We start from the raw sequence: 19,679 nt of genomic DNA, 5'->3' as shown, positions 1-19,679 counted from the left end.
GGCGGCCCGGCACCACAGTGCCGGGCCGCCGCCATGCGCGGGGAGATTTACTCCGCCAGCCACTCCGCGCAAGAGTTCAGGTTCCGGTTCACGGTGGCGACGGCGTCGTCCTCGTGCCGCCGTTCAATGGCGTCCAGCAGTGTTTCGTGGCCGTCCCGCGGGAGCCCATTGAAGCCGGGCCGACGCTGTTGCGTGAGCAGGTCCTGGTGGAATGCCGTCCCGAAGCTGGCGTACAGCTCATGCAGCAGCGGGTTGCCGGAGGCCTGGGCCACTCCCTGGTGGAACTGCCAGTCTGCGTCGGCCCACGCCTCGATGTCGCCGATCTTCCAGGCCTGGTCCCGGGCGGCGAGGAAGGCGCGCAGGGCCGTGACGTCGTCGTCCGTGGCATTGCGCGCGGCGAGCCGGGCAGCCTGGGTGTCCAACCCCAGCCGGACCTCGAGGATGTGCTGCTCGGTATGGTCCTGGTAGAGCCGCCGCGCGGCACCGGACATCTCATTCGTGGCCCGCACGTAGGTTCCGTCACCGCGGCGGACCTCCAGCATGCCCCCGTGGGCCAGGGCCTTCACCGCCTCGCGCAGGGTCCCGCGGGAAACCCCCAGCCGCGCCATGAGTTCGGGCTCGGGCGGAATACGCTGATTCAACGCCCATTCGCCGGAGTGGACCATCTCCCGCAGCTTGGCGGTAACTTCGGCGGCCAGCGGCTGGCGGACGGACGGGCTCAAAGACAAGGTGCTACTTCCTTTCCGCAGGGCGGGTTCCGGACATCGGGCGCCCCGTGATCAGGTGGGCCACCACGATTTGGACCAGTGCCAGTGCCAGCAGCAGCACCAGCGGCAGGGTCCAGCCGCCGGTGGCGCTGTGCAGCAGGCCCATGCCGAAGGGACCTGCCGTCGCCAGCAGGTACCCCGAGGACTGGGCCAGGGTGGACAGTGCCGTGGTTTCGGCGGTGCTGGACCCGCTGCGGCTGATCATCACCATCACCAGGGGGAAAATGCCCAGGCCGAAACCGATCAGGACGGCCGGAATGGCCGCCAGTCCCACAGGAAGCACCAACAGCGCCGCGATCCCGGCCGCCATGGTGACGCTCACCAGGTAAAAGGCCGGGCGGAGCATGCGCGGGCGGGATCCGATGGCAATCAGCACCATGCCCGCCGGGACGGACACGAGCTGCATCAGCCCGAACATCAGTCCGCTGTCCGAGGCGCTCATTCCCATGGTGGTGAGCATGTACGGCAGCCAGCTCAGCAGCGCGTAGGCCAGGAGTGCCTGGAGGGTGAAGATCGCGGTGAGGAGCCGGCCTTTCCCGGTCCGCAGGAGCGGCCAGGGCGAGATGTGGGCTGCGGTGCTCCGGACGGTGTGGCGGTGGGCGTGCAGCGCCACGGGCAGGAAACCCAGGAATGCCGCCACGGCCGCGATGCCCACCGCCCCCACCGCGGCGGACGGCGACCCGAGGGCCTGTGCCAGTGGAACCACCAGGACCGAAGTCAGGGTGCCGCCGGTAGTCATTGTCACCGTGTAAACGGCGGTCATGAGCGACGTCCGGGAGGCGAAGTGCTCGCGGATGAAGGACGGCATGGCGACGTTGCAGATGGCCAGCCCGGACATGCCCACCACGCTGCCGGCCACCAGCATGCCGGTTGCCGGGACGCCGCGCAGCAGCAGCCCGCCGGCCAGCAGCGCCAGCGACAGCAGGATGGCCTTCTCCACGCCCAGCTTGCCGCTCAGCCAGGAAGTTGCGGCTCCGGCCACCGCGAAGCACAGGGTGGGAATGGACGGGATGATGGCCGCCACCAGTGCCCCGTAGCCCAGGACGGCTTGAAGGTCGTGCAGCAGGGCCGAGGCTCCGGTGATCCCGGCACGGAGGTTCAGCCCGATGAGCACCAGGGCAATCACGCCGAAGACGACGGCGGAGCGCGGCTTGGCGGGCACCGCGCCGGCGGTGCCGGCCGGGACGGTTGCGGTTGCTGCCGGCGCGGACGCGGGGGGAGTGGCGGACATACCATCCACCCTAAAGGTTAGACGTTTGATGTTTGCGGTTTTGTGGGCAACCTCTCGCCGATGCCGGGGCTGGCATAGACTGCGAACGGACTGTCGGAGGGCCTGGCATGGACCGGGCGGTGCGGAAGGACGGCTGTGGAGGCTTCGCGGGGACTTGAGATCGAGAAGAAGTACGACGTCGACGACGACGCCGTGGTGCCGGCGCTGGAACAAGCCGCCGGGGTGGCCCGGACCGGGAAACCCCACACCGACCTCCTCGAAGCGGTGTACTTCGACACCCCCGCCCACGACCTGGCGGCCCGCCGGATCACCCTGCGGCGCCGCACCGGCGGCACCGACGCAGGGTGGCACCTGAAGCTCCCGCCCACCGCCGCCGCCACCGCTGAAGGTCCCGCGCCGCGGACGGAGCTGCACGCGCCCCTTGGCCGTCCCGACGCCGTGCCGGACAGGCTGCTGGCCCACCTTCACGCCTACCTGCGGGGATCCGTTCCGGTGCCGGTGGTCCGGCTGGAAACCCGCCGCACCACCTACGCCCTGTACGGTGACGACGGCGTGCACCTCGCCGACCTCGCCGACGACCACGTCACCGCCGAGCGGCTGGCCGGCCGGGACAAGGGCACCGGCGCGCACGGGCAGTGGCGCGAGTGGGAGGTGGAACTGGTCCACGGCGGGCCCGCCCTCTTCGGGCCGGTGGAAGAACTCCTGACCGCCGCCGGCGCCCGGCCGGCCGGGTACGCCTCGAAGCTGGCGCGCGCCCTGGGCGCCGGCAAGGCAGCCGCGAAACGCTCCAACGGTGCCGCCCCCGACGACGATGCGAACGGCAGTGACGCCGGAAGCAGCCCCGCCCTGCTGGCAGGCAAGCGCGCCCCGGCAGCCGCCGTCGTCACCGTCTTTGTGGCGTCGCAGATCGACGAGATCCTCGCCATCGACGCCGCCGTCCGGTTGGAGGAGCCGGAAGCGGTGCACACCATGCGCTCCTCGGCCCGCCGCATCAGATCGGTCCTGGCAGCGTACGGCAAGCTGTACAGGGCATCGCCGGTGCGCCGGCTCCGGGGCGAGCTGAAGTGGCTGGGCCGGCTGCTCGGCGAACCGCGCGACGCCGAAGTCCTGCGCGCGCAGCTCCGCAGCCAGCTGGCCGACCTTCCGCCGGGGGAGGGCCTCGCGGCCGCCACGGCAGCGGTTGACCACCGGACAGGTGAAAATTTCGACGCCGCCTACCGCCTCCTGCAGGAAGCGCTCGGCTCGGCCCGCTACTTCCGGCTCCTGGACAACCTCGAGGATTTCCGCGACAACCCGCCGGTGCGCGCCGACGCCGTCACCTCCGGCCGCAAGGCGGCAGCGAAAGCCGTGGACAAGGGCGCCAGGAAGTTGAAGCGCTCGCACAAGGCTGCCACGCGCGCCCGCCGCGGCACGGACCAGGAACTTGCCCTGCACCGCGTACGCAAGGACGCCAAGCGGCTGCGCTACGTGGCGGAATCGGCCGCCCTGGTCCGCGGCAAGCGCGCCGCCAAGGTGGCCAAGGCCGCCCGCCGGCAGCAAAAGATCCTGGGCAGCTTCCAGGACGCCGTGGTGGCCAGGGAACTGCTGACGGCCCTTGCCGGTGACGGCAGTGACCCGGCCACCGCGGCCGTCTACACCGAGCTGCTCAGCCAGCAGGATGCGATCATGCTCGCCGCACACGCCAAATATCTGAAGGCCCGGAAGAAATCCCGAGACCTTTTCCGCCGCGGCATCATCTAGGGCGGGTTATTTGCCCTGTCGCGCCGACAACCGCGCCACGGCCAGGGCCAGCCACAATTGCACCCGGTCCGCGGTGACGGCGGGGTCGTAGCCGGTCAGCTCGGTGATCTGGGCCAGCCGGTACCGCACCGTGTTACGGTGCAGGGTCAGCTCTTCCGCCACCGCGGCCACCGAGCCATTGTTGTTCAGGTAGCTCTCCAGCGTGGTCATCAGCTCCGAGCCGTGCGCCGCATCGAAGGCGCGCAGCGGGTTCAGCGACTCATGCGCCATATCCGCCAGCGGCACGTCCTCGCTGGCCAGCAGCAGCGACGTCAGGCTCAGCCGCTCGGGTTCATTGACAGGCAGGCCGTGGCTTGCGGCGTCCCGCGCCTCGAAGTAGCTCCAGCGCAGGCCATTGGGCTTGGTGTACGCCCCGCCGATGCCGATCGTGGCGTGGATCCCGGCCTCGGCGAGGTGGTCGCTCAGCTTCCGTGCCAGCGCCGGCGCCGCCCCGCCGTCGTCATTGACCACCAGCACCAGGTCCTTGCCCACCACGGCGGCAACGGCCTTTTCGAGGTCCAGCGGCACCGAGGTGCTTCCCAGGGCCTTGCCATGGGCGGCGGACACCGCCAGCAGCACCACGTTCTTGCGGGTGCTGTTCACGCCCACGCCGGCCAGGCGGCGCTGCGCCTCGCTGGTCTCCAGCGCGCCATGGATCACGTCCTCCAGCACCTGGCCGCAGAGCGCCCGCTGGGCCTGGCGCTGCTTGACCATGTTGTTCAGCTCCACGCTGATCAGGTTCTGCGCATACCCGATGATGCCTGTGTCCTCGAACGGCTGGCGGACCCACAGCGTGCAGGCATCCCTCCGGCCGGTGGGCACGGGGTAGCTGGACCAGGCATCCGCGGACGGACTGGACGTGCTGCTGTTGTACAGCTGCGCGGCGAACTGGGTCAGGGCAACATCCGTGCGCAGCATGCCGCCCAAATTCTTCAACAACTCGGCCAGGCCCCCGCCGGTCAAAAGTGCCCGGGCCAGCACCTGGTGTCCGGCGATCAGCCGCTCAAGCTTGGCGTAGTGGTCTGCCGACTGGGCGTCCGCCACCAGCTTGGTAATGGCGATGAACGGAGTCTCGTACGGCACCTCCACCACAGGGAGGCCCCACCGGTTCGCCTCCGCCAGCAAGGCCGGCGGCACTGCCTCGTGCGTCAGGCCCACCCCGAATCCGATGCCCACGGCGCCGGCCCGCTGCACCTGGCGGACAAAACGTCGCTGTTCGGGGGCGGACCGCAGCCGCAGGCCGGTGGTGAGGACCAGCTCCCCGCCGTTGAGGAACCGCTGGGGATCCTCAAGCTCGGTGACGGCCACCCAGTTGATGTCCTGGTTCCAGGTAGTCTCCGCCACGCCCGCCTTGGACAGCTTCAGGGACGTCACGCCCACCAGGGCAGCGAGGGAAATGGCCATGAAGCAAGGATAAACGTGAGCTGGGCAACCGCACTAAACCTATTCCGTAAGGGTGTGCAGGTGGCTATTCACCGCGGTGGGGCCCTGGCATAGGCTCAATGCAGTTCCATCCATCCGTCCCGGCCTCCGCCCGGGCGCCGATGGCTCCTACGAAAGAGGTTGCACACCGTGGTCCAGACCTTGCAAAACTTCATCAACGGCACGTTCGTCACGCCGGCCGGCACCGCCCTGCTGGATGTGGTCAACCCCGCCAACGGCGAAGTGGTGGCACACGCCCCCGTTTCCGTGCAGGCCGACGTCGACGCCGCGATGGCTGCCGCGAAGGACGCATTCCGGACCTGGAAGCACGTCACCCCCGGCCAGCGCCAGCTGATGCTGCTCAAGCTCGCCGACGCCATCGAGGCCAACAGCGACGAACTCGTCGAGGCACAGCACCGCAACACCGGCCAGGTGCGCTCCCTGATCGCCTCCGAGGAAATCGCCGCCGGCGCAGACCAGCTCCGCTTCTTCGCCGGTGCCGCCCGCATCCTGGAAGGCAAATCCGCCGGCGAGTACTTCGAGGGCCACACCTCCTACGTCCGCCGCGAACCCATCGGCGTGGTGGCCCAGGTGGCGCCGTGGAACTACCCGTTCCTGATGGCCATCTGGAAGATCGGCCCCGCCCTGGCCGCCGGCAACACCGTGGTCCTCAAGCCCTCAGACACCACGCCGGAGTCCACCCTGGTGCTGGCCCGCCTCGCCGGAGAGATCTTCCCGGCCGGCGTCCTCAACGTTGTCCTGGGCACCGGCGAAACCGGGGCCATGATGGTGGAGCACAAGGTCCCCGGCCTGGTGTCCATCACCGGCTCCGTGCGCGCCGGCATTGCCGTCGCCTCTGGTGCCGCCAAGGGGCTCAAGCGCGCGCACCTGGAGCTGGGCGGGAAGGCTCCGGCCATCGTGTTCAAGGACGCGGACATCAAGAAGAGCGCCGCGGCCATCGCCGAGTTTGCCTTCTTCAACGCCGGCCAGGACTGCACCGCCATCACCAGGGTGCTCGTGGAGGAGTCAGTGCACGACGACGTCGTGGCAGCCATGGTGGAGCACACCAAGACCCTGCACACGGGCTCGCAGAACGACGAGGACAACTACTTCGGCCCGCTGAACAACATCAACCACTTCAACGCGGTCACCTCCGTGGTGGAGAACCTGCCCGCCAACTGCCGGATCGAAACCGGCGGCCACCGGGCGGGGGAGAAGGGCTTCTTCTTCGAACCCACCATCATCACCGGCGCCAAGCAGACCGACGACGTAGTGCAGAAGGAAACCTTCGGCCCGGTCATTACCGTGCAGAAATTCAGCACCGAAGCCGAAGCCGTGGAACTGGCCAACGACGTCGAATACGCCCTGGCCTCCAGCGTCTGGACCACCAACCACGGCACCGCCATGCGGCTGAGCCGGGACCTGGACTTCGGTGCCGTCTGGATCAACACCCACATCCTGCTCACCGCCGAAATGCCCCACGGCGGCTTCAAGCAGTCCGGCTACGGCAAGGACCTCTCCATGTACGGCGTGGAGGACTACACCCGCATCAAGCACGTCATGTCCGCCCTCGACGCCTGACCAGTTTCCGCGGGTTGGGCTCGCCGAAAACCGCGGTTTCGGCAAGCCCAACCACCAGCACAGAAAGAACCCCAATGACCACCACCGCATCAGACATCACCTACCGGCTCGAGCAGAAGCGCAACGTCCAGGCCGACTTCCCGGGCCCCAAGTCCGTGGCATTGACCGAGCGCCGCAAGTCCGTGGTGGCTGCCGGCGTCGCCTCCAGCGTCCCGGTCTACGTTGCAGACGCCGACGGCGGCATCATCCATGACGTCGACGGCAACTCCTTCATCGACCTCGGCTCTGGCATCGCCGTGACCAGCGTGGGAGCGTCCGACCCCGCCGTCGTCGGCGCCGTCAAGGAAGCGGTGGAGCACTTCACCCACACCTGCTTCATGGTCACCCCGTACGAAGGCTACGTCGCGGTCGCCGAGCAGCTGAACCGCCTCACCCCGGGCGACCACGAAAAGCGCACCGTCCTCTTCAACTCCGGCGCCGAGGCCGTGGAGAACGCCGTCAAGGTGGCCCGGCTGGCAACCGGCCGGGACGCCGTCGTCGCCTTCGACCACGCCTACCACGGCCGCACCAACCTGACCATGGCGCTGACCGCCAAGGCCATGCCGTACAAGACCAACTTCGGCCCGTTCGCCCCTGAGGTCTACCGCATGCCCATGAGCTACCCGTACCGCGAGGAGAACCCCTCCATCACCGGTGCCGAGGCAGCAAAGCGCGCCATCACCATGATCGAGAAGCAGATCGGCGGGGACCAGGTTGCCGCGATCATCATCGAACCCATCCAGGGCGAGGGCGGCTTCATCGTCCCGGCCGAAGGCTTCCTGCCGGCGCTGGCCGCCTGGGCCAAGGACAAGGGCATCGTCTTCATCGCGGACGAAGTCCAGTCCGGTTTCTGCCGCACCGGTGAATGGTTCGCCGTGAACCACGAGGGCGTCGTCCCGGACATCATCACCATGGCCAAGGGCATCGCCGGCGGCATGCCGCTGTCCGCCATCACCGGCCGCGCCGACCTCCTCGACGCCGTCCACCCCGGCGGCCTGGGCGGCACCTACGGCGGCAACCCCGTGGCGTGCGCCGCGGCGCTGGCGTCCATCGGGTCCATGGAGGAATACGACCTCAACGGCCGTGCCCGCCACATCGAGGAACTCGCACTGGGCCGGCTCCGCGACCTGCAGTCCGACCTGGCTGCTGCCGGAACCGCCGTCATCGGCGACGTCCGTGGCCGCGGTGCCATGCTCGCCGTCGAGCTCGTCCAGGCCGGTTCCACGGAACCCAACCCAGAGCTGACCAAGGCCGTGGCCGCCGCCTGCCTCAAGGAAGGCGTCATCATCCTCACCTGTGGCACCTACGGCAACGTCATCCGCCTGCTGCCCCCGCTGGTCATCACCGACGAGCTGCTCAACGACGGGCTGGATGTCCTGGCCGCGGCGATCAAGGCCAACGCCTAACCGGAACGACTCCCTCCGGCAACGCAAAGAAGGTGGGCTCCCCATTGGGGAGCCCACCTTCTTTGTGCCCGGGCAGCCTTTTCAGGCTGCGGCGCGGAGCGCGGCCCTTCGGACCAGCGAGTTCCGGCGTGCCGTCCGCAGCATGTCCACCGTGAGCAGCAGCAGGGCCAGCCACACCACTCCAAACCCGATCCAACGCTCCACGGTCATGGCCTCCCGGAAGACCAGCAGGGCCACCAGGAACTGCAGCACCGGCGCGAAGTATTGCAGCAACCCGATGGTGGTCATCGGCAGCCGCCGGGCGGAGGCGCCGAAGAAGAGCAGCGGCACCGCGGTGATGACGCCGGAGGCCAGCAGCAGCCAGAAATGCCCGGCCCCCTGCGTGGTCAGCGTGGCGGTGCCGCCGGCGGCCAGGACAACCATCGCCACGCCGGCCAGCGGGGCCAGGACCATGGTTTCCACGCTGAGGCTGGTAATGGCGTCCACCCTGGAGCCCACCCGGTTCTTGACGAACCCGTACAGTCCGAAGCTGAATGCCAGTGTCAGGGCGATCCAGGGAAGCTTTCCGTACGAGTACGTCAGCACGCCCACGGCGATGAAGCCGACGCCGACGGCGGCCCACTGGAGCGGCCGGAGGCGTTCCTTCAGCACGAACACGCCCAGCAATACGGAAACGAGCGGGTTGATGAAGTAGCCCAGCGAGGTTTCCACTGCCTGCCCGGTGGTCACGCCGTAGGTGTAGGTCAACCAGTTGATCGCGATCAGGAACGCCGCCAACGCGAGCGGAGCGAACACCCGCCGGTCCCTCACCGCGGCCGCAAGCACGGTCCAGGTCCGGGTCACCGTGATCAGGAGGGCGCAGAACAACAGCGACCACACCACGCGGTTGGCCACGATTTCGACGGCGCCGGCTGGCATGAGGATGAAGAAGTACAGGGGGAGCAGCCCCCACAAAACGTACGCGCCGATGCCGAAGAGCATGCCCGCCGTCGTGTCCTTTGCAACGGCCTTGGGGCCCGTGGTGGCCGCGGGCTTCTGCCCTGGGGCCGGGGACGTGGTGAGTGGGGCGGCGTGGGACGTTCGTTCTGGAATGGGCACGATGTCCATAACAGCAGTCCCGGGACAGGTATTCCAGCCCGAACACGGGCAAACCGCAAAACAATCAGTAGGCTTTCTTTTATGACATCCGCTAACCGGCCATCCGGCGCCCGATGAGACTCCGGCGCAGCAACGCCTCCGGCCGCGGCTACCGCAGGGTGGCTGCAGGAACAGGCTTCAGTTACCGGGACCTTGACGGTTCCACCCTGCCGCCCGGACCCGTGCGGGACCGGCTGGAAAGCATCGGCATTCCCCCTGCGTGGACCGACGTCTGGATCGCCCCGTTCGAGAACGGCCACATCCAGGCCACCGGCCTGGACGCAGTGGGGCGGCGCCAGTACATCTACCATCCTGAGTGGCGCGAGCGGAAGGACCGGGTGAAGTTCGACCGGTCCCTGCAGCTGGCCGAATCGCTGCCCGTGGCCCGGCGCCGGGTCACCATGGACCTGCGAAGCGAGGGTTTCAGCCGTGAACGCGTCCTGGCGGCAGCCTTCCGGATGCTTGACAGCGGATCCCTGCGGGTCGGCTCCGAGCGCTACACCAACGAAAACGGCAGCCGCGGCCTGGCGACACTGCTGTGTGCCCACGTCCGGGTGCGCAAAGACAGGATCCTGCTGAGCTTTCCGGCCAAGAGCGGCAAGGACTGGGAATCGGAAATCCGCGATCCCGACCTCGCCGACCTTTTGCGCCTGCTTAAGCGGCGCGGGTCCAACGCGCGGCTCCTCGCCTACAAGGAGGGCCGCACCTGGCGGCCCGTGACCAGCGCCGACATCAACGCCTACGTCAAGGAGCGGACCGGGTCCGACTTCACGGCCAAGGACTTCCGGACCCTGCGGGGAACGGCTGCCGCGGCGGCCAGCCTGGCGCGTACCGGCGCCCTGCGCACGGCCGCCAAGCGGAAGCGCGCCATCAGCCGGGCCATGGTGGAGGCCGCGGAGACCCTGGGAAACACCCCCTCGATCGCCCGCAAGAGCTACGTGGACCCCCGCGTGGTGGACCACTACCACGACGGCGAAACCATAGATCCGAAGCGGCTGGACTCCGCCGAAGCCGAACTCCGGGCACTCCTGTACCGGGAAGGCCAGGTGGTGCCCCTGGCCGCCAACTAGAATGGGGCCTTGTGCGTTGCACCATGCAGCGCATGAATCATGAGCAGGACCAGTTCAGAAGGGCTCCCGGTGACCAATCACAGCGAATCCGCCGCCAACCGTCCGCTCCGCGTCGCCATCATCGGCGCGGGACCGGCAGGTGTCTATGCTGCGGACATCCTCACCAAGTCCAGCGGCGTCAAGGACGGCGACTTCCAGGTCAGCATCGACCTCTTCGAGGCTTACCCGGCACCGTACGGGCTGATCCGGTACGGCGTGGCCCCGGACCATCCCCGGATCAAAGGCATCGTCAACGCCCTGCACAAGGTCCTGGACCGCGGCGACATCCGGTTCCTGGGCAACGTGACCTACGGCCGCGACCTCACCCTGCACGATTTCCGCGCTTTCTACGACGCCGTGATCTTTTCCACCGGCGCGGTCAAGGACGCGGACCTGGACATCCCGGGTATCAACCTCCGTGGTTCCTTTGGTGGAGCGGACTTCGTGTCCTGGTACGACGGGCATCCGGACGTTCCGCGCGAATGGCCCCTGGACGCCAAGGAGATCGCGGTCATCGGCAACGGCAATGTGGCCCTGGACGTGGCCCGCATGCTGGTCAAGCACCCGGAAGAACTGCTCAGTACCGAAATCCCGGACAACGTCTACCAGGGCCTGAAGGCATCTCCCGTTACTGATGTCCACGTCTTCGGCCGCCGCGGGCCCGCCCAGGTCAAGTTCACCCCGCTGGAGTTGCGGGAGCTCAGCCACATGGACGACGTCGACATCGTGCTCTACCCGGAGGATTTCGAATTCGACGACGCCTCGGACGAGGCCATCCGCAGCAACAACCAGATCAAGACCATGGTGAACACCCTCACCAACTGGCTCGTGGAAGAGCACGCCGAAGCCGAGAACCCGTCCTCCCGCCGGCTGCACCTGCACTTCCTGCACAGTCCCGTTGAAGTGCTCGACGACGGCACGGGCAAGGTGGACGGCATCAAGTTCGAGCGGATGCAGCTGGACGGGACCGGAAACGCCAAAGGGACGGGGGAGTACGTCGAATATCCCGTCCAGGCCGTCTACCGTGCCATCGGCTACCACGGCTCGGCCCTTGACGAACTGGAGTATGACGCCAAGCGCGGCGTCATCCCGAACGAGGGCGGCCGCGTCCTGGACGCCGATGGCAAGCCGGTCCCCGGAATCTACACCACCGGCTGGATCAAGCGCGGCCCCGTCGGCCTGATCGGGCACACCAAGGGCGATGCCCTGGAGACCATCGGGTTCCTGCTCGAGGACCGGCTGAACCTCCCAGCGGCCCGCAACCCGGATCCGCAGGCCATTATCGACCTCCTGGAGGAGCGCGGCATCGAGTACACCACATGGGAGGGCTGGAACAAGCTCGACGCCCACGAGGCCGGCCTCGGCGCTGCCTGGACCGGCCCCGAAGGGCTGGACCACGTGGTGCGCGAACGCATCAAGGTGGTCCCGCGCGAGGAAATGATCCGTATCTCCCGCGGCTGAGCCTCCGGCCGGCGGGGTTAGAATAGCCGCCACACCCCTGCGCTTTCCGGGAGTTCGATGACGAACCTGATCCAGCCTGAACCGCGCCAGCGTGCCGCGCTGGCCGGACACGAGCGCCTGGACCAAGCGTTCGCTGACGCCACCCCTGAAATACCCGGTTTGCGCGCCCTGATCCGCGAATCCTGGCTGCGGTCCGCCCGTTTCAAAGCGAACCCGGACAACGCCGCCGCGCCCCTGGCGTTCGACTGGGATGAGCTGGAGGATTACCGCCGCCGGCACCCCTTGGCCGCGATCATGCCGGTCATCAACAAGCTGCTGGTACAACCCAGCCACGACAGCGGGCTCCTGGTGGCCGTCGGGGACGAAGTGGGCAGGCTCCTCTGGGTGGACGGCGATCCCGCGCTCCAGCGCCGGGCTGAAGGCATGATGTTCGTCGCCGGCGCCAACTGGTCCGAAGCGAGCGTGGGCACCAGCGCACCCGGAACGGCGCTCGCCCTGGGCCGGGGAATCCAGATCTCCGGCGCAGAGCACTACCAGCGCGCCGTCCACCCCTGGAGCTGCACCGCCGTTCCGTTCCACGACCCCGACTCGGGAGCTGTCCTCGGCGTCGTGGACATCACCGGGACGGCTACAGCGGTGGCGCCGCACACCTTGTCGCTGGTCGAAGCAACGGTAGCGGCCGCGCAGGCGCAGCTGCGGGTGGAGCGCCTGCAGCACGCGGCAGAACTGGCAAGGAAACCCGTCCGACGCCGGAGCCCGGCTGCGGCGGCCGGGCAGGGCCGCGGTGCCACGGGAGGCAGCCTCTACCGGAACAGCCTGCAGCTGCTGGGCCGCGACCAGGCACTCCTCAGCCTCGGAGGAAAGACGGTTGCCCTGTCCGCCCGGCACAGTGAAATCCTTGCCCTGCTGGGCATGCATCCGGACGGGCTCACCGCCGAGGAACTCAGTTCTTTGCTGTACCCGGGGGAGGGCTCCACCATGACGCTCCGGGCCGAGATGGTGCGCCTGCGCAAGGTGATCCAGCAGCTCAGCCCCGAGGCCGTCCCCGGCTCGCGTCCCTACCGGCTTCCGGTGGACATCGTGGCCGATACCGGCCAGGTCCTCAGCTGCCTGCAGCGCGGAGCCCACCGGATTGCGCTGGAGATCTACCGGGGCGCGGTGCTGCCCCGCTCCGAGGCCCCCGGTGTCGTGGACCTCAGGAACAAGGTGTCGTCCCTGCTCCGTGAGGCGGTCCTGACGGACGGCAGCGCCGAGTCCCTGCTCAAGTTCGCCGCGCTTCCCGAGGCAGCTGACGACGTCGGCATCCGCCGTGCCGCACTCCGCCTCCTGCCGCCTCGCTCACCCAAGCGGGCCGCCGTCGTCGCTGATCTTGAACGGCTGGAAGCCGAGCTCCGCGCCTGAAACCCGGCCACCCGATGGTTGAGCTCGTCGAAACCGGGGTTCGGCAACCTCAACCACCGTTGCAACCTGGCTGCAACCTCCCGGCTCCTACGCTGTAGGCATCGGCGGGCCCCCAGCGGGCCGGCCTCCTGCACAGCAAAGGAGCTAAGCAATGACCGTTTACGCACAGCCAGGAACCGACGGTTCGAAGGTCACCTTCAAGGACCGGTACGAGAACTGGATTGGTGGCGAATGGGTTGCCCCGGTGAAGGGCCAGTACTTCGAAAACATCACCCCGGTCACGGGCAGGGCCTTCTGCGAGGTGGCCCGCGGCACCGCCGAAGACATCGAGCTGGCGCTGGACGCGGCCCACAAGGCGGCACCGTCCTGGGGCAAGACCTCCGTGGCAGAACGGGCCGCCATCCTGAACAAGATCGCGGACCGCATCGACGAAAACCTCGAAATGCTCGCCGTCGCCGAAACCTGGGACAACGGCAAGCCGGTTCGCGAAACCCTCAACGCAGACCTTCCGCTGGCCTCGGACCACTTCCGGTACTTCGCCTCGGCCGTCCGGGCCCAGGAAGGCAGCCTGTCCCAGCTGGATGACAACACCACCGCCTACCACTTCCACGAACCGCTCGGCGTGGTGGGCCAGATCATCCCCTGGAACTTCCCCATCCTGATGGCCGTCTGGAAGCTGGCCCCCGCGCTCGCGGCCGGCAACACCGTGGTGCTCAAGCCCGCCGAGCAGACACCGAGCTCCATCCTGGTCCTGATGGAACTCATCGGCGACCTCCTGCCCGCGGGCGTGATCAACGTGGTCAACGGCTTCGGGGTGGAGGCCGGCAAGCCGCTGGCTTCCAGCTCCCGGATCCGCAAGATCGCGTTCACCGGTGAAACCACCACCGGGCGGCTCATCAGCCAGTACGCCAGCCAGAACCTGATCCCCGTCACCCTGGAACTGGGCGGCAAGAGCCCCAACATCTTCTTCAACGACGTCGCCCAGGAGAACGACGCCTTCTACGACAAGGCGCAGGAGGGCTTCGCCCTGTTCGCCTTCAACCAAGGCGAGGTCTGCACCTGCCCGTCCCGCGCCCTGGTGCAGGAAGACATCTACGAGTCCTTCATGGCCGATGCCGTGGCGCGGGTGGAGAAGATGATCCAGGGCAACCCGCTGGACACCGAAACCCAGGTGGGCGCCCAGGCCTCCAACGACCAGCTGGAGAAGATCCTCTCCTATATCGACATCGGAAAGCAGGAAGGCGCCAAGATCCTCACCGGCGGCGCCCGTGCCGAACTGCCGGGCGACCTGGCAGGCGGCTTCTACGTCCAGCCCACCGTGTTCGAGGGGCACAACAGGATGCGGATCTTCCAGGAGGAGATCTTCGGGCCCGTCGTGGCCGTGACAAGGTTCAGCGACTACAACGACGCCATGGGCATCGCCAACGACACCCTCTACGGCCTGGGCGCCGGCGTATGGTCGCGCAACGGCAACGTGGCCTACCGCGCCGGCCGGGAAATCCAGGCCGGACGCGTCTGGGTCAACAACTACCACGCCTATCCGGCCGGTGCCGCCTTCGGCGGGTACAAGTCCTCCGGCATCGGCCGGGAAAACCACGCCATGATGCTGGACCACTACCAGCAGACCAAGAACCTGCTGGTCAGCTACGACGAGAACAAGCTGGGCTTCTTCTAGGCCCAGCCGCACCACCTCCACTACAACGACGCAAGGATTTCGCCAATGACGACGACAATGCAAGCAGCAGTAGTAACCGAATTCGGCACCGAACTGTCCGTCCACGACATCGACGTTCCGGTGCCCGGGCCCGGGCAGGCACTGGTCAAGGTGCTCACCACCGGCGTCTGCCACACGGACCTGCACGCCGCGGAGGGCGACTGGCCGGTGAAGCCCACTCCGCCGTTCGTTCCCGGCCATGAAGGTGTGGGCGAAGTGGTGGCCCTGGGCGAGGGCGTCACCGACCTCGCACTCGGCGACCTCGTGGGCAACGCCTGGCTCTGGTCCGCCTGCGGCGACTGCCAGTACTGCCGCACCGGCTGGGAAACACTGTGCGAGTCGCAACAGAACGGCGGCTACAGCGTGGACGGCTCTTTCGGGGAGTACATGCTCGTGGACTCGCGCTTCGCGGCCCGCATACCGGCGGGATCCGACCCCGTCGAGGTGGCGCCGGTGCTCTGTGCCGGCGTCACCGTTTATAAAGGCCTGAAGATGACCGAGGCGACGCCGGGCCAATGGGTCACCATCTCCGGCATCGGTGGCCTGGGCCATATCGCCGTCCAATACGCAGTGGCCATGGGCCTGCGTGTCGCCGCGGTGGATATCGCCGATGACAAACTCGCCTTGGCCAAGACCCACGGCGCCGAAGTGACGGTGAACGCCTTGCATGAAGACCCGGCGGAAGTGATCCAACGGGAAACAGGAGGCTGCCATGGAGTCCTGGTTACTGCGGTGCACCCGTCAGCGTTCGGGCAGGCGATCGGGATGGCCCGCCGCGGTGGCACCATCGTGTTCAACGGTCTGCCGCCTGGGGACTTTCCGGCGCCGATTTTCGACATTGTGCTCAAGGGGTTGACGGTCCGCGGCTCGATCGTCGGCACCCGGCAGGACCTGGCGGAAGCCCTGGATTTCTACGCCCGGGGGAAGATCCACCCCACGGTCTCCGTGCGGGAGCTTTCCGAGGTCAACGCCGTGTTCGACGAGATGAAGCACGCCAAGATCGACGGCCGCGTGGTGCTGAAGTTCTGATGCCTATCCATGGGCTTGAGGCCGCCGTGACGCTGCCCGGGGAAGACTTCTCCCGGGTGGCGCTCACGCCCGCGGCCGTGGACCTCCTGCGGATGCTCTGGGAGCGGCACGGTCCGCTCATGTTCCACCAGTCGGGCGGCTGCTGTGACGGGTCCTCGCCAATGTGCTACCCGGCAGGGGATTTCATCACCGGGGATTCGGACGTCCTGCTGGGGCTGTTCGACCTGTCGGACGGAGTGCAGCCCCTGCCCCTGGAGTTCTGGATGTCCCGGGAACAGTTCAATTACTGGAGCCACACGCATCTGACTGTCGACGTTGTTCCGGGCCGGGGAAGCGGCTTTTCCGTGGAGGCGCCCGAGGGCAAACGCTTCCTGATCCGCTCAACCCTGATGGACTGGCCCGTCTAGGAAGTTCGGCCAAGATGCTCCGGGGCTCTCCATCAGGAGGGCCCCGGATGCGTTGGCGGAATATAGTTCGGGCCTTTGCCCGTCTCACTATTCGGGACAATTGGGACCGTCCAGTGGATGGACACTATCGTTGATAGGTCTGTTTCCATCACATACCAGGATTGTGACCCCCAATGAATCTTCTGCGGACAAAATCCATCGAGCAATCGATCGCTGACGCCGATGAACCCGGACGCAAGCTCAAGCGCTCCCTCAGCACCTGGGACCTCATGATCATGGGCGTCGCCGTTGCAGTGGGCGCCGGCATCTTTTCCGTTGGCGCCAAGGCTGCCGCGAACTTCGCCGGCCCCGCCGTCACGCTGTCCTTCGCCATCGCCGCCGTCACCTGCGCGCTGGCCATCATGTGCTACGCCGAGTTCGCCACCGCCATCCCCGTGGCCGGTTCAGCTTATGTCTTCACGTATGCCACCATGGGCGAACTCCTTGCCTGGATCATCGGCTGGAACCTGATCCTGGAGTTGTTCACCGCCGCCGCCGTGATCGCCAAATACTGGGGCATCTACCTCAGCAAGGTCTTCGCCCTCACCGGGGCCGACATTCCGCCCGCCATCTCCCTGGGCGGCGTGGACCTCTACTGGGGTGCCTTCCTGATCGTGGCCATCTTCACCGTGCTGCTGGTCCTGGGCACCAAGCTCTCCGCCCGGGTTGGCAACATCTTCACCATGATCAAGATCGGCGTGGTGCTCTTCGTGATCGTGGCGGGCTTCACCTATGTCAAGGTTGAAAACTACACCCCGTTCGTTCCCGCGGCAGAGCCCACCGCAAGCACCGGCGGCGCGGATGTGCTGAAGCAGTCCTTCTTCGGTTTCCTTACCGGTGCTGCCCCGGCCCAGTACGGCACCTTGGGCATCTTCGCCGGTGCCGCCCTGGTGTTCTTCGCCTTCATCGGATTCGACGTGGTGGCTACCTCGGCCGAGGAAGTCAAGAACCCGCAGAAGACCCTTCCCCGGGGCATTTTCGGCGGCCTGGCCCTCGTCACGCTGCTGTACATCCTGGTGTCACTGGCGCTGACCGGGATGGTGTCCTACACCCAGCTGGCCGAGGCCAAGAGCCCCACCCTCACCACCGCCTTCGAGGCGGTCGGCGACACGTCGGCCGCCAAGGTCATCGCCTTCGGATCCCTGGTGGGCCTGACCACCGTGATCATGGTGCTCCTCATGGGCCTGTCCCGCGTGGTGCTCGCCATGAGCCGCGATGGCCTGCTGCCCCGGGCCCTGTCCAAGACCAGCGAAAAGCGTTCGACACCGGCGCGCCTCCAGATCATCTGCGGCGCCGCGGTAGCCCTTGTTGCGGGCCTTACCAACGTGGACCTGCTGGAGGAAATGATCAACATCGGTACGCTCTCCGCGTTCGTGGTGGTGAGCCTGGGAATCCTGGTGCTCCGCAAGAAGCGCCCGGACCTGAAGCCGGCCTTCCGTGTCCCGTTCGGCAAGGTGCTGCCGGTTGTCTCCGCCGTCCTGTGCCTGTACCTCATGACCAACCTCGCCGTGGAGACCTGGATCTTCTTTGCCATCTGGCTGGTCATCGGCCTGGCCATCTACTTTGCCTACGGCCAGCGCCACTCGCGGCTCAACGAGCGCTTCGCTGATGCCAACGCGGCCGTCAACAGCCGTACCGGCACCGCAGAGGCAGCTGATGCGTCAGATGACGAGGACGAGCTGTCCCGGACCTGAGGTCCCTTCACCCGCAAGAACTGCCCGCCCGGCCCCTGCCGGGCGGGCAGCGGCGTTTCCGGCTCCTAGGATGGAGGTATGGCACGTCCCTCCCGTTCAGAACGCAAAACTGAACTGCTCGCTGCCATCCTTGACTACCTGATGGACAAGACCCTGGCCGAGCTGAGCTTCCGGAGCCTCGCCGAGGGCCTGGGGATGAGCTCCTACACGCTGGTGTACCACTTCGGCAGCCGGGAACAATTGATCAACGACATCGTGGTATCCATCGAGTCGCGCCTGGACCGGATGCGCAATACCGATGTCCGCGATATTGACCGGGACGCGTGGCGGGCATTCCTGCTCGACTCGTGGCAGTGGACCATGGCCCAGCGGAACCGGCACCTGACCCGGCTCGAATTCGAGGCCACGGCGCAGGACATTGTGGCGGCCACGCCCCGGGGCACGGCGCAGGAGCATTTCCGCCTGCTGCACCACAAGACCCGCGACTGGCTGATGGTCCAGGGCATTCCCGAAGAGTACGCGGACACCGATGCCAGGCTCTTTACGTCCACCTTCTACGGCCTGCAGTTCGATTTCGTGGTGATGAACCAGCCCGATGCCGCCACCAAAGCCTTCGAACTCATGCTGGCCGTGTTCTTCAACAACCTCGAGACGCGCCTCGAAGCCGCAGCACAGCACCCCGCAGCACAGCATCCGGCAGCACCATAGGCCGGAGGGTATCAGGGGGCTGCGTAGCGGCCCACCCACTCTACGAGCGGACGGAGTTTCCGCCACCGTTCTTCAATCTCAGCCTTGGCGTCCGGTGTGGAAACCCACCCCGGCTGGCCTACCTCGACCCCGGCGGACAGCGATTTGTGCTTGAGGAGCTCGGCGCGGGGGTGGTCTCTGGCGAAACCCCGCGGGACGGTCTTCAGTTTCTCGCCCTCGATGGCAAAACCTGCTCCGGTCACGGCATCCACGATGTCCTGCAGCGCGGACCCGCTGGCGGAAGCGTCGGCGGCCGATCGGAACCGGGCCAGCTGGGCAGGGGTGTGGGAATGGTAGCCGCCGCCGATCAACAGTCCGTCCGCATTGATCTGGAGATAGAAACCGACGCCTTCCTGGCGTGCGGCGAATGCTCCCTGGGCGGTTTTGTACGGCGACTTGTCCAATGAAAAGCGGATGTCCCGGTTGGGGCGGAACAGCTTGGCGGGGCCAAACTCGGGCTCCAGCTCGGAGAGAAGGGCGGTGAGGGGCTGTTTCACCGCCTGCTCATACGTCGCCTTGTGTTCCTGCCACCAGTCGCGGTTATTGTTCTCTTCCAGCTGCGCGTAGAAGCCAAAAGCCTCGGGTGGAATGCCTGCGAAAGTGCTCATGTAGGGAGCCTAGGACTGCCTGCCGCAACCGGCCAGATCCCGTGGGCGTATGTGCAAAAACACCTGCCGGACAGCAGAACACCCCGTTCCCGGCAGTCCGGGAACGGG

The 19,679-nt window shown here is 67.2% G+C and carries 16 protein-coding genes; 11 read left to right on the top strand and 5 right to left on the bottom strand.

The window, feature by feature from the left end; all coding sequences use genetic code 11:
* Positions 1-47: 47 nt before the first annotated feature.
* Positions 48-728 carry a FadR/GntR family transcriptional regulator gene (locus C563_RS0103060; protein ID WP_026264320.1) on the bottom strand — a complete coding sequence of 227 codons (681 nt, stop codon included), beginning with the start codon at positions 726-728 and terminating at the stop codon, positions 48-50.
* A 4-nt stretch (positions 729-732) separates the two neighbouring features.
* A complete protein-coding gene (locus C563_RS0103055; protein ID WP_018760560.1) occupies positions 733-1,998 on the bottom strand; it encodes an MFS transporter in 1,266 nt (421 codons plus the stop codon).
* Between the two features lie 135 nt (positions 1,999-2,133).
* Between C563_RS0103055 and C563_RS0103050 the strand changes: the two genes are divergently transcribed.
* A complete protein-coding gene (locus C563_RS0103050; protein WP_018760559.1) occupies positions 2,134-3,738 on the top strand; it encodes a CYTH and CHAD domain-containing protein in 1,605 nt (534 codons plus the stop codon).
* Between the two features lie 6 nt (positions 3,739-3,744).
* On the opposite strand, the gene C563_RS0103045 is transcribed toward C563_RS0103050, so the two are convergent.
* Complete coding sequence (locus tag C563_RS0103045) at positions 3,745-5,181, bottom strand: PucR family transcriptional regulator (protein ID WP_018760558.1); 1,437 nt, start codon at positions 5,179-5,181, stop codon at positions 3,745-3,747.
* A 168-nt stretch (positions 5,182-5,349) separates the two neighbouring features.
* Here C563_RS0103045 and C563_RS0103040 point away from each other — a divergent pair, with 168 nt between their 5' ends.
* Together C563_RS0103040 and gabT are read left to right on the top strand one after the other, a co-directional pair.
* Complete coding sequence (locus C563_RS0103040; RefSeq protein ID WP_026264319.1) at positions 5,350-6,780, top strand: aminobutyraldehyde dehydrogenase; 1,431 nt, start codon at positions 5,350-5,352, stop codon at positions 6,778-6,780.
* Positions 6,781-6,854: 74 nt separating this feature from the next.
* Complete coding sequence (gene gabT / locus C563_RS0103035) at positions 6,855-8,225, top strand: 4-aminobutyrate--2-oxoglutarate transaminase (protein ID WP_018760556.1); 1,371 nt, start codon at positions 6,855-6,857, stop codon at positions 8,223-8,225.
* A gap of 81 nt (positions 8,226-8,306) precedes the next feature.
* Here gabT and rarD read toward each other — a convergent pair whose 3' ends face one another.
* Complete coding sequence (gene rarD / locus C563_RS0103030) at positions 8,307-9,332, bottom strand: EamA family transporter RarD (protein ID WP_018760555.1); 1,026 nt, start codon at positions 9,330-9,332, stop codon at positions 8,307-8,309.
* A 104-nt stretch (positions 9,333-9,436) separates the two neighbouring features.
* On the opposite strand from rarD, the gene C563_RS0103025 reads away from it, so the two are divergent.
* The 8 genes from C563_RS0103025 to C563_RS0102990 all read left to right on the top strand — a co-directional run bounded on the left by C563_RS0103025 (position 9,437) and on the right by C563_RS0102990 (position 18,924).
* Positions 9,437-10,432: a DNA topoisomerase IB gene (locus tag C563_RS0103025; RefSeq protein ID WP_018760554.1), complete on the top strand. Its 996-nt coding sequence runs from the start codon at positions 9,437-9,439 to the stop codon at positions 10,430-10,432.
* A gap of 39 nt (positions 10,433-10,471) precedes the next feature.
* Positions 10,472-11,932 (top strand): FAD-dependent oxidoreductase, encoded by a 1,461-nt coding sequence (locus C563_RS0103020; protein WP_018760553.1) that lies wholly within the window; start codon positions 10,472-10,474, stop codon positions 11,930-11,932.
* A gap of 57 nt (positions 11,933-11,989) precedes the next feature.
* The gene (locus tag C563_RS0103015) at positions 11,990-13,333 is read left to right on the top strand and encodes a helix-turn-helix domain-containing protein (protein WP_018760552.1); all 1,344 of its coding nucleotides are present in this window, start codon (positions 11,990-11,992) and stop codon (positions 13,331-13,333) included.
* Between the two features lie 151 nt (positions 13,334-13,484).
* Positions 13,485-15,008, top strand: coding sequence for an acetaldehyde dehydrogenase ExaC (gene exaC / locus C563_RS0103010; protein WP_018760551.1), 1,524 nt, complete (start codon positions 13,485-13,487; stop codon positions 15,006-15,008).
* A gap of 45 nt (positions 15,009-15,053) precedes the next feature.
* Entirely contained in the window at positions 15,054-16,076 is a 1,023-nt protein-coding gene (gene adhP, locus C563_RS0103005; protein ID WP_026264317.1) for an alcohol dehydrogenase AdhP, read from the top strand.
* A complete protein-coding gene (locus C563_RS0103000) occupies positions 16,076-16,483 on the top strand; it encodes a DUF779 domain-containing protein (RefSeq protein WP_018760549.1) in 408 nt (135 codons plus the stop codon). The genes adhP and C563_RS0103000 overlap by 1 nt, the downstream gene beginning before the upstream one ends.
* A 173-nt stretch (positions 16,484-16,656) precedes the next feature.
* Entirely contained in the window at positions 16,657-18,216 is a 1,560-nt protein-coding gene (locus tag C563_RS0102995; RefSeq protein WP_018760548.1) for an amino acid permease, read from the top strand.
* A gap of 78 nt (positions 18,217-18,294) precedes the next feature.
* Positions 18,295-18,924, top strand: a complete 630-nt coding sequence (locus tag C563_RS0102990) for a TetR/AcrR family transcriptional regulator (protein WP_018760547.1) — start codon at positions 18,295-18,297, stop codon at positions 18,922-18,924.
* Positions 18,925-18,935: 11 nt separating this feature from the next.
* On the opposite strand, the gene C563_RS0102985 is transcribed toward C563_RS0102990, so the two are convergent.
* The gene (locus C563_RS0102985) at positions 18,936-19,571 is read right to left on the bottom strand and encodes a DUF2461 domain-containing protein (protein ID WP_018760546.1); all 636 of its coding nucleotides are present in this window, start codon (positions 19,569-19,571) and stop codon (positions 18,936-18,938) included.
* Between the last annotated feature and the right edge of the window lie 108 nt (positions 19,572-19,679).

This window comes from Arthrobacter sp. 135MFCol5.1 (assembly GCF_000374865.1).
In the GTDB taxonomy this organism is placed as follows: Bacteria; Actinomycetota; Actinomycetes; order Actinomycetales; family Micrococcaceae; genus Arthrobacter.
This window is presented reverse-complemented; position numbering and strand designations above follow the sequence as displayed.

Coding starts and splice junctions, on each gene's coding strand:
- C563_RS0103055 (WP_018760560.1), bottom strand. CDS start 1,998: ATGTCCGCCACTCCCCCCGCGTCCGCGCCGGCAGCAACCGCAACCGTC.
- C563_RS0103045 (WP_018760558.1), bottom strand. CDS start 5,181: ATGGCCATTTCCCTCGCTGCCCTGGTGGGCGTGACGTCCCTGAAGCTG.
- gabT (WP_018760556.1), top strand. CDS start 6,855: ATGACCACCACCGCATCAGACATCACCTACCGGCTCGAGCAGAAGCGC.
- rarD (WP_018760555.1), bottom strand. CDS start 9,332: ATGGACATCGTGCCCATTCCAGAACGAACGTCCCACGCCGCCCCACTC.
- C563_RS0103025 (WP_018760554.1), top strand. CDS start 9,437: ATGAGACTCCGGCGCAGCAACGCCTCCGGCCGCGGCTACCGCAGGGTG.
- C563_RS0103020 (WP_018760553.1), top strand. CDS start 10,472: ATGAGCAGGACCAGTTCAGAAGGGCTCCCGGTGACCAATCACAGCGAA.
- C563_RS0103015 (WP_018760552.1), top strand. CDS start 11,990: ATGACGAACCTGATCCAGCCTGAACCGCGCCAGCGTGCCGCGCTGGCC.
- exaC (WP_018760551.1), top strand. CDS start 13,485: ATGACCGTTTACGCACAGCCAGGAACCGACGGTTCGAAGGTCACCTTC.
- adhP (WP_026264317.1), top strand. CDS start 15,054: ATGACGACGACAATGCAAGCAGCAGTAGTAACCGAATTCGGCACCGAA.
- C563_RS0103000 (WP_018760549.1), top strand. CDS start 16,076: ATGCCTATCCATGGGCTTGAGGCCGCCGTGACGCTGCCCGGGGAAGAC.
- C563_RS0102995 (WP_018760548.1), top strand. CDS start 16,657: ATGAATCTTCTGCGGACAAAATCCATCGAGCAATCGATCGCTGACGCC.
- C563_RS0102990 (WP_018760547.1), top strand. CDS start 18,295: ATGGCACGTCCCTCCCGTTCAGAACGCAAAACTGAACTGCTCGCTGCC.
- C563_RS0102985 (WP_018760546.1), bottom strand. CDS start 19,571: ATGAGCACTTTCGCAGGCATTCCACCCGAGGCTTTTGGCTTCTACGCG.